This window comes from Deltaproteobacteria bacterium, assembly GCA_020845775.1.
Taxonomy (GTDB): Bacteria; Bdellovibrionota_C; UBA2361; order SZUA-149; family JADLFC01; genus JADLFC01.
The window spans coordinates 1-8,757 of the sequence record JADLFC010000186.1 but is presented as its reverse complement, the minus strand read 5'-3'; the positions used below and the strand labels follow the sequence as shown (position 1 = coordinate 8,757).

Below are 8,757 nucleotides of genomic sequence, written 5' to 3'. Positions count from 1 at the left end.
GCCTTTGATGGCCCCCTGGGGAATGAGCGCTTTGCCACATTGAATGTAACGCCGTCTCAAGGCGAGTTTTCCTTGATAAATCTTGTGCCCTCAGATGCAGCGTATCCCAATAAGGCGTATTCAATGAGGGGAGAGATGATTTTCGGAACTGGCTATCGCGCGCAGTATTTCTTAACGCCTACTGTAGGAATAATAAATCCTGGGGTTCTCGTAGCAGCTGGGCAAACTACTGATATTGGAGAGAAATTGGTAATCACTCCAGGTTACGTCAAGGGAGCAATTACGCTTACAGGACCTAAGCCTGAGTTGGGGAGCTTCTTACTACGCGGTTTGGCCCGAGACGCGGATAATGATTCCGATGGCAACGGTATCGCCGATAATCCAAGGGTTGAACTATCTGGTGTATGGGCAAATGGATCTTATAAAAAGGTAGTTGGTGCCTCGACTGCTTCTATTGGTGGATCTGCGAGGACTAGCTTTGACGGTTCACTAGACCTATCTAGTAACGTGTTTTCTGGCAATTACGAAATGGCTTTAGGGGGTTTAAACCAAGAAGCGACTATTTGGCAGGCAAATGAACTAGTTTTGCAATTCAGAGAAAACACTGCACTAACTTCTCAAACGCCTTATCAGTTTTCTGCACTCTATATAATAAACGATTTGCTACCAGAGCTCGAAATAGTTCCGGGAGAAACTGTAGTTGCGAACCACGATTATTGTTTTAGTGCCGTAAAAGTTCATTACCGGGCGTTATCTGGAAATATATGGGGTCCGCGAGCAGAAATTAAAGGCGGTTTTGAGGGGCTAGATTATAAAGGCAAGCCAGCGAAATACCACCTGCAGTATGGCATGGCCACCGGCACGCCCGCCTATTCAAATCAAGGTAGCGGCAGCACTGGAGAGGTGGTAATGAGTTTGCCAGAGGGAAAATATGTCCTTACGCCAACCGTTTTTACGAATAATCCAAGTGGCGGTTATAGCAATACGGAGCTACCAGCAATTGAACTAGATGTTGGCTGCGGACAAGTAATATCCTTAACTACGGAGCTGCAAATTAACCTAGGGTTTTTGCCCAAGGAAACTAACGACGAGACAATAACATTGTACGGCTCTGTTACTAGCGACAAAAATGTAACACAGCTTTCATATTCGCTTGGCAATAGTAATCCAATAGCAATTTGCACTAATTGTGGAGAAGATCCTAGTTTCTCAACGGAAATAAAATTGCAACCAGGCGAAAACAAAATGCTTGTAACGGCCGTAGACGAGATAGGGAACACTTCTACTGTTACTGCTTTTGTATATTATAGACCATTGCTTGAGATATTTGGTTGTGAGGATATTAATGTAGAAACCGATCAGCCAAACGCAGATGTGGCGGTTGACTTCGATGTATCTGTTGGAGGCGGCAGTGGTGAGGGTCTTGACATAGAATGCTCTTATCTGTCTGGAAGTGCGTTCCCAATGGGTTCAACGACAGTGTCTTGCATTGGGAAGGATTCTCTTAATACGACGGCAGACTGTAGCTTTATAGTAAATGTAGTATACAACGAGCCAGATGCCGAGCAGCCTCCAGTAGATCCAGGTTGCGATAGTTTGACGGAAAACTGCGATCCAGATGACGATCCTGCAGAACCAAGTGACCCAGGATCTGGCGACGATAGCGAAGATATTTGCCAAAACAATAAGATTGTCCTTTGCCACATACCGCCAGGACAGCCTGAAAATGAGCAGACTCTTTCGGTTGCGTTTAGCGCAGTTAAGGCTCATTTAGGACACGGAGACGTGCTTGGCAGCTGCGAGGCACTTGTGGGGAAGTCAACGCTTAATCAAGAGAAGAGCGGTGGTAATGATAAGGAAGACGGAGTTTGCGCTGGCGATAAGATACTCGTCTGTCATATACCGCCAGGTAACTCTGAAAAAGCTCATAATATTTACATTCCAATAGTGGCACTGCCCGCACACTTCGAGCATGGAGATGAGATTGGCCAGTGTCCGGCGGCGAAGAAAGATGGTTCGGATGAAAAGAATGATTTGGCGAAGGACTCAGACAATGACGGCGTTACTGATGGGCAGGAGATTGCTGATGGCACAGATCCTAACGACCGCGGAAGTTTTGTGTCGTATCTAAATAGCCCCGTATACACTCTCTATAACAGTGCATTGAACATGCTAAATGTGCTTGAACTGGTCAATCCGCTCGCAGCGGATACGGAGGTCAAGGTATCTCTCTTTGCCATAAATGGGGATCTCCTTTACGCCAGAGTTGTAACTATTCCGAAAGAAAACGAGGTGGACCTCATTCTTAACGATATGCCCGGCTTTAAAACGAGCCCTTATGGTTTGGTAAAGATGGAGTTTGCTGGCATTATCGATGGGCGCGTTTACTACTATCGACCTAGTGCGATGGGTTCCTTTGAATACGCATTTAATGTGCCGTTTTCCAATGTTGCGCGGGGCGTTACTTCGGTAGGCTTTAACACGTTTCAGCCGAGCAGCAACCCCACTGAGCATGAAAATGCGGTGCTAAATTGGTTGTCCTTGGTGAACTTAGCGGACAAGCCGAAGAAGTTTACGGTAAGGACTTATAATCAGAGTGGCGAGCAAATGTCTAATCGCCATGTAGTAGTTCCAGCTCTTGGGCGTGCTGATATAGATGGCGGACATGCTAGTTTGGGTTCCTCAGTGGTTGGGCTTCACGAGATAATTCCGACAGATAACGACAGTCCTTACATTGGTCAACTCATTCGCTATGGTAGCAATGCGCCTGTAGGTCAGGCAGCAACTGCATTTGACTTTGCCTTTGCGCTGGAAGCCAAAGCTGGGAACGGTAGGGAAATGAACATTCCAATAAGTCATAAGTTTAATGAGGACAATTGGATTGAGTTGATTAACGTTTTAGATCACCCGACAAAAGTGCTAGTTAGGTTTTTTAATGCTGATGGTGTGGAATTGTGGAGTAGCGAAGTGGAACTAGCGGGGCATGCTCAACAGCATCTCGCGGCATTTGGCGATGGATTATTGGCGAGAGGTGAAACTGGCGTGGCAGTTATTCAGCCTACCGCGCCTAACTCCATCATTGCTCAGGGCATGTATTACTTTAGGCGCGAAGCGGATGGAAGTATTGCTGCCATGTATGGCTCCCAGGCTAGAGAGGCTCACGCGCGGCCATTGTTCGGCTCGTATAATCTATTTCTCGGAATGGAAAATTGGCTAAAGATAACCAATACTGGCGAAGAGGAAGGCGAAGTTAATGTTACACTGCGCCATCTCGATAGCAGTGACGACTTTGTTCTTCACGTGCCACCTCATGGCTCAGCGCTACTCCCATTGCACGAATACGCTACTTATGGAACGAAGGCCGATAGCTACGGTTTAGCGCTAGTAAATGGAGAGAATACAGCAAAGATATTGTCTGAACTTTTAAGGGTCAGATATGTTGGCGATACACTAGATTTTGCCTCGGCTACGCCAGTGCGTTAGAGAGTTATACCGTTTCCAAAAAGTAAGTTAAATATTTTACTTTTTGGAAACGGTATTTGTTGTTTATTGGCAAGTGCTTACGCACTTGCTGTCTATACCATTTACAAAAATCCTTTTTGCAAATGGTATAGACGTAACTACTTGTAATTGCTCCTCTTTGTGGTGCGTCGAAAGAAAGAGCCATCTCGAAAAATACGACCAAGATATTGAGATCAAGAAAGACCTAAAGTTTGTCGACTAATGAGAGGAGTTTGTGAACCGACAGAGATAGCTACAGAAAACTTGGGGAGGTTTTACGGCATGCAAATACTCGTAGTTGATGACAGCAATTTGGTAAGAAGCAAGCTTAGAAAGGAATTAGAGAGCGGTGGGTACTCTGTCATTGAGGCGCAGAGTGGCGAGGAGGCACTGAAAAAAGCAGTGGAAAATGAGGTGGCACTTATTACCCTTGATATCGAAATGCCTGGCTTGAATGGCTATCAGAGCTGTGAAAAGTTGCGAAAATTGTCAATGGATAGTTCGACTACTAGTCGCGATATTAGCAATACGCCGGTAATCTTTGTTACCGCCAATGATACCATCGATGGAAGGATAAAGGGTTTTGAGGTTGGAGCGACTGACTTTATCGTAAAATCTTATCAAAGTGGCGAACTCTGTTCGCTGGTAGACGAAATTCTAAAACCTGGCGATCTATATAAGGAATGTGGCGTTCTCGTCGCGCATAGGAGTAGGACTATTCGACGCCGGGTGACTAGCACCTTGATGCAGTTTGGCGTAAGAATTTTTGAAACATCTAATCGCGAAGAGACCACTGAAGTACTAAAACAATACGGTGAATCAATTGATCTCGTGGTTAATATTAGTGGGTTAGATCAAATTTCGGCTTCAGAGCTCTGCCGCCTCGTTCATAGGGATCTGGGTTTCAAAGATGTGCCCATCGTAATATTGGCCCATCAATATAGCGACGAGGAAAGGCTAACTTCTTTTCAGGCTGGGGTGAGCGATTACATCCGCACTCCTTTTTTAAAGGAGGAGTTTATGGCGCGCATGAAGACGCATCTTCACGCCGCACTGCATACGCGAAAAATGGCAAAACTTAATGAGGAGCTCAGGCGTAGCAATAAGGCGCTACAGGACTTTAGCTACACGATATCGCACGATCTTAAGTCCCCACTAAGTACCGCTTACATGTACTCGGAACTACTATTAAATAACGCTGAGCCCGACAGCGAAAATCACAAATACTTAACGCGCATTGGCGAATTGACGATGCGCATGGGAATTATGATAGGCAGGCTTTTTGATTATGCAACCATAGAGCATAGCGAGAGTGAGCTTGAATTAGTCGATTTAACAACTATTGCCAAAGAGGTGGTTGAGGATTTAAGCGCCGTGATTAGCGAAGCGCAGGCGACTGTTAAGATCGATAACCTTCCAACAGTGATGGCTAATGCCGTGCAAATGCGGCAACTTGTGCAAAATTTAGTTGCAAACGCTATCCGATACAGAAAACCGAACGCAAAGCCAATTGTTCACATTTATTCGGAGCCTAGTAAACAAAACAATCCTACTTCAACTGCCTGCCGAATTTGCGTAGAAGATAACGGCATTGGTTTTGAAGAGAAATACGCAGAGGAAATATTTGAGTTATTTAAACGCATACCAGAATCGGCGGATAAATACGAGGGTTCTGGAATAGGACTAGCAAGCTGCCGAAAAATCGTCGAAGCTCACGGCGGGAATATAGTGGCCGAAGGCCAGCTAGGAGTGGGTTCTAAATTTATCTTTACCTTGCCAGCGCAAGCTGAACGACGTAGTCATTAGATTAATAGTGGGTCTGGTCGGAGCTAGGTAGTTTCCAGACCAAGCACTTGTACTGTATAAGTGCAGTATTAACGGTCTAATGACATATGTTTAAGAAACACCGCCCACCTGTTGGTGCACCTCCCGGTGCACTCGTCGTTCCCTTGGAGGCTATTGTACCTCGTATACATGTCATTGACTATACTGGTGAGCATTTGGTGGAGCGGGAGGTTGGGGCGTCAGAGTTAGGTGACTTGCTTCCAATGAAGAAGAGCAAGTCTGTAACATGGGTCGATGTGCAGGGATTAGGCGATGTGGAACTGCTGCGCGAGATTGGCCAGATATTCGACATTCACCCTTTGGCGCTTTCCGATATAGTTCACATCCCCCAACGACCTAAGGCCGAGGAATATGACTCAAGTGTATTCATAACTACGTTTATGATAGAGACTTCAAGTCTGCCGCTTGTGCATATTGAACAGATTAGCATATTTCTCGGTCAGGGTTTTGTGCTGACTTTTCAGCAAAATTACGGCGATATCTTCGATCAACTTCGCCAGAGACTTAGGCAAGCTAAAGGTTCTATACGCAGGTATGGTGCTGATTATTTGGTGTATGCACTTCTCGATGCAATTATTGATAACTACTATCCCGTGTTAGAGGATTTGGGCGAATATTTGGAGGAGGTTGAGCGCAAAGTTATAGAGAAGCCATCGACAGATATTTTAAAATCGATTTATACCGTCCGCTGTGAGCTACTTAACTTGCGGCGAGCTATTTTTCCTCAGCGAGAGGTGTTAAACTTTTTAATTCGCGACGACAGTAAGCTCTTTAAGAAAACCACACATGTGTATCTTCGCGACTGTTATGATCATTGCGCGCAAGTAATAGAGGTAATCGAGACATATCGCGAAATATGTAGTGGGCTAATGGACGTTTACCTTTCTGGCTTAAGCAATAAAATGAATGAGGTGATTAAAGTATTAACTATTATTTCTACCATTTTTATTCCTCTATCTTTTTTTGCCGGCGTGTATGGAATGAATTTTCACTATATGCCTGAATTGCAGCTTAAGTGGGCTTACCCGGCGTTTTGGGTGGTCATCGTTTCTTTGGCTATCGGCATGTTGCTTTTTTTTCGTAAGAGAGGCTGGCTTGGTTCAACGGATAAAAGCGATGAGACTGATGAAATAGATGAGGATGAGGTTGTCAATGAGTAAGCTACCTCATGCGGGGATAAGATTTTATGCATGTAGCTAAACTTGTATGGGGCCAGCACAGCATACCTAAAGACAAGCAGAGAGCCTGGGCTTTGGGGGATCTGAGCGTGTTTCTTAAGTCTGTAGATGGGGAAGTGTGGATTGCTCATGTATACGGCAACGATGTTGAGTCAGATAAATCTGCGTCTGGACTCGCGTGGACGCGTTGGGCAGTAAAAAAGGAAATGGAATCTGTTCAGCTCGTTCCCGCGTTTCCCGACAGGGCGGTTGTCGTGAAAACAGAGAGGCCGTTAAGATTGCAAGCTGGTGCTCAGGTGCGCGTGCTTGTAAATATTCCCTTGTGGGTTGTTATAAAATCGTCAAGCAAGGATGGGGCTATATTAACCGAAGTGCCTTCAGTGATTCCTTTCTCGACTTGGTTTGGTTCTTCTACAGAGGGGGAGTTGTGTTATTTTTTGTGGTCGAGTTTTAGTAGGCAGTTAACTGCTGAAGCCGATTACTCGCACTGTGCAATTTGCCCTTTGCAGATAAAGAACGCGTCTAGTGCAGAGCTATTAGTAAAACAAATTTGTCTGCGAGTTAAGTGGCTTTCACTATACGAATATCAGGGACGTTTATGGTCAAGCGAAATGAAGATTTCGTTTAGGGGGTTAAATGATGCTAGCCAAGTTAGTATTGTCGGCGGCCCACCTTTAGAAACTCCAAGTGGTGAAGTGATTAACACTTCTCGAGAGTTTCCGAAACGTGGACTGTTTATACCTACGTTTTCTGAATTGTCATAAGAAGGAATTAGCGTAATGAGTGATTTATTGACCTCGTTTTTCGCCTTGTTTTCGGCCAAAGCGTTGTTGTCTTTTTTTTCTGTCGTATTTCTTCTTTCAATCGGGATACCTCTTAGTTTTTATTTTGGAAACACCACGCACAGATTTGTATCGCGTAGGTTTTCTCCACAGCAGGGTATGATTGCTGCTAAGGTCGTGCAGTATGGACTCATTGCTCTAGTTGTAATAGCTGTGCTGCATCAACTGGGCTTTAGTCTTACTCCTCTCCTTGGTGCTGCCGGCATAGTTGGTATTGCGGTTGGTTTTGCTTCGCAAACTAGCATTTCGAATGTGATAAGTGGAATATTCTTGCTGGCAGAAGAGGCATTTAAAGTGGGCGATACTATTACAATTGAGAACGTTACGGGTATCGTGCTTTCGGTGGACATTTTGTCCGTAAAAATTCGCACTTTTGATAATCGCTACATTCGCATACCCAATGAGACGGTGATCAAGAGCCCCGTTATTAACATTACGAAGTTTCCCATCCGTAGAATTGATATAAAAATCCCCATTTCTTATAGGGCGGATCTAAAGAGAGTAAGAGAAGTGCTGCTGAGTCTTGCCAAAAACAATCCGTACTGTTTGCAGGAACCTGAACCCCTGGTTATTTTTAAGGAATTTTCTGCTTCGTCAATTGACCTACTCTTTGCCATTTGGACACATGGGGATCATTATCTTGCCCTCAATAACTCGATAAAGGAAGAAATTAGGGAACGCTTTGACCAAGAAGGAATCGAAATTCCCTTCTCCCCTATCTCCCTTTATGCGGGAAGCGATCCAAAACCTATACCGGTTAATGCGGGTTCGAGTGTTGCTTAACTGCTAATTTTTGAGCACGTTTTAGTGGTATAGTGCCACAAATAAGCTGTTGGGCCGGAATTTTTTTGCTAATATCTCAGTAAAATAATCGGCGATTTGCGTGGGTGGATTCTGCGCCATTAGAGTTAACGGATTTAGCTTACTGCCATCCGTATAACCTCAGCAGTTTAGATTTTCTAAATATATTAGCGATATTTCAACTATTTCTTTTGATACGTCCCCATTAAAACTGCGGATGAAAGAATGTGATTTTTCATTGAAGTTTCTAGCTGTTTTTTTGTCGGTGAGTTCAGATCCTCCAGAATGACGTCCAAAGCAAAGATCTTGTGAAAGTAGCGATGCCGGCCAATGGGAGGGCAGGGGCCGCCATAATTGGTTTTTTTCCAGCTATTTAAGCCTTCCATTGCGCCCTCTGGCAACTGAGTAATTCCTTCCCCAAAACTACTTACCGAGGCAGGAATATTATAAACAATCCAGTGATCCCATACCATTTTGGGGGCTTTCGGATCTGGTGCATCGGGATCGTCAATTATCAGAACAAAACTCTTTGTTTCCGCCGGAGCGCCTTCCCATTTAAGTGGAGGCGATATATCCTGCCCTTGGCAGGT

The 8,757-nt window shown here is 44.7% G+C and carries 6 protein-coding genes; 5 read left to right on the top strand and 1 reads right to left on the bottom strand.

What is annotated here, in order from left to right:
- The 5 genes from IT291_11385 to IT291_11365 form a co-directional block, all read left to right on the top strand.
- On the top strand, window positions 1-3,483 hold a 3,483-nt coding region (locus tag IT291_11385; protein MCC6221831.1), incomplete at its 5' end, for a hypothetical protein.
- Between the two features lie 240 nt (window positions 3,484-3,723).
- A complete protein-coding gene (locus IT291_11380; protein ID MCC6221830.1) occupies window positions 3,724-5,307 on the top strand; it encodes a response regulator in 1,584 nt (527 codons plus the stop codon).
- An 86-nt stretch (window positions 5,308-5,393) separates the two neighbouring features.
- A complete protein-coding gene (gene corA / locus IT291_11375; protein ID MCC6221829.1) occupies window positions 5,394-6,506 on the top strand; it encodes a magnesium/cobalt transporter CorA in 1,113 nt (370 codons plus the stop codon).
- 26 nt (window positions 6,507-6,532) lie between these two features.
- The gene (locus IT291_11370; GenBank protein ID MCC6221828.1) at window positions 6,533-7,288 is read left to right on the top strand and encodes a DUF432 domain-containing protein; all 756 of its coding nucleotides are present in this window, start codon (window positions 6,533-6,535) and stop codon (window positions 7,286-7,288) included.
- Between the two features lie 15 nt (window positions 7,289-7,303).
- Window positions 7,304-8,149, top strand: a complete 846-nt coding sequence (locus IT291_11365) for a mechanosensitive ion channel family protein (protein MCC6221827.1) — start codon at window positions 7,304-7,306, stop codon at window positions 8,147-8,149.
- Between the two features lie 200 nt (window positions 8,150-8,349).
- On the opposite strand, the gene IT291_11360 is transcribed toward IT291_11365, so the two are convergent.
- Window positions 8,350-8,757: YbhB/YbcL family Raf kinase inhibitor-like protein (locus tag IT291_11360; GenBank protein ID MCC6221826.1), on the bottom strand; the 408-nt coding region annotated here is incomplete at its 5' end.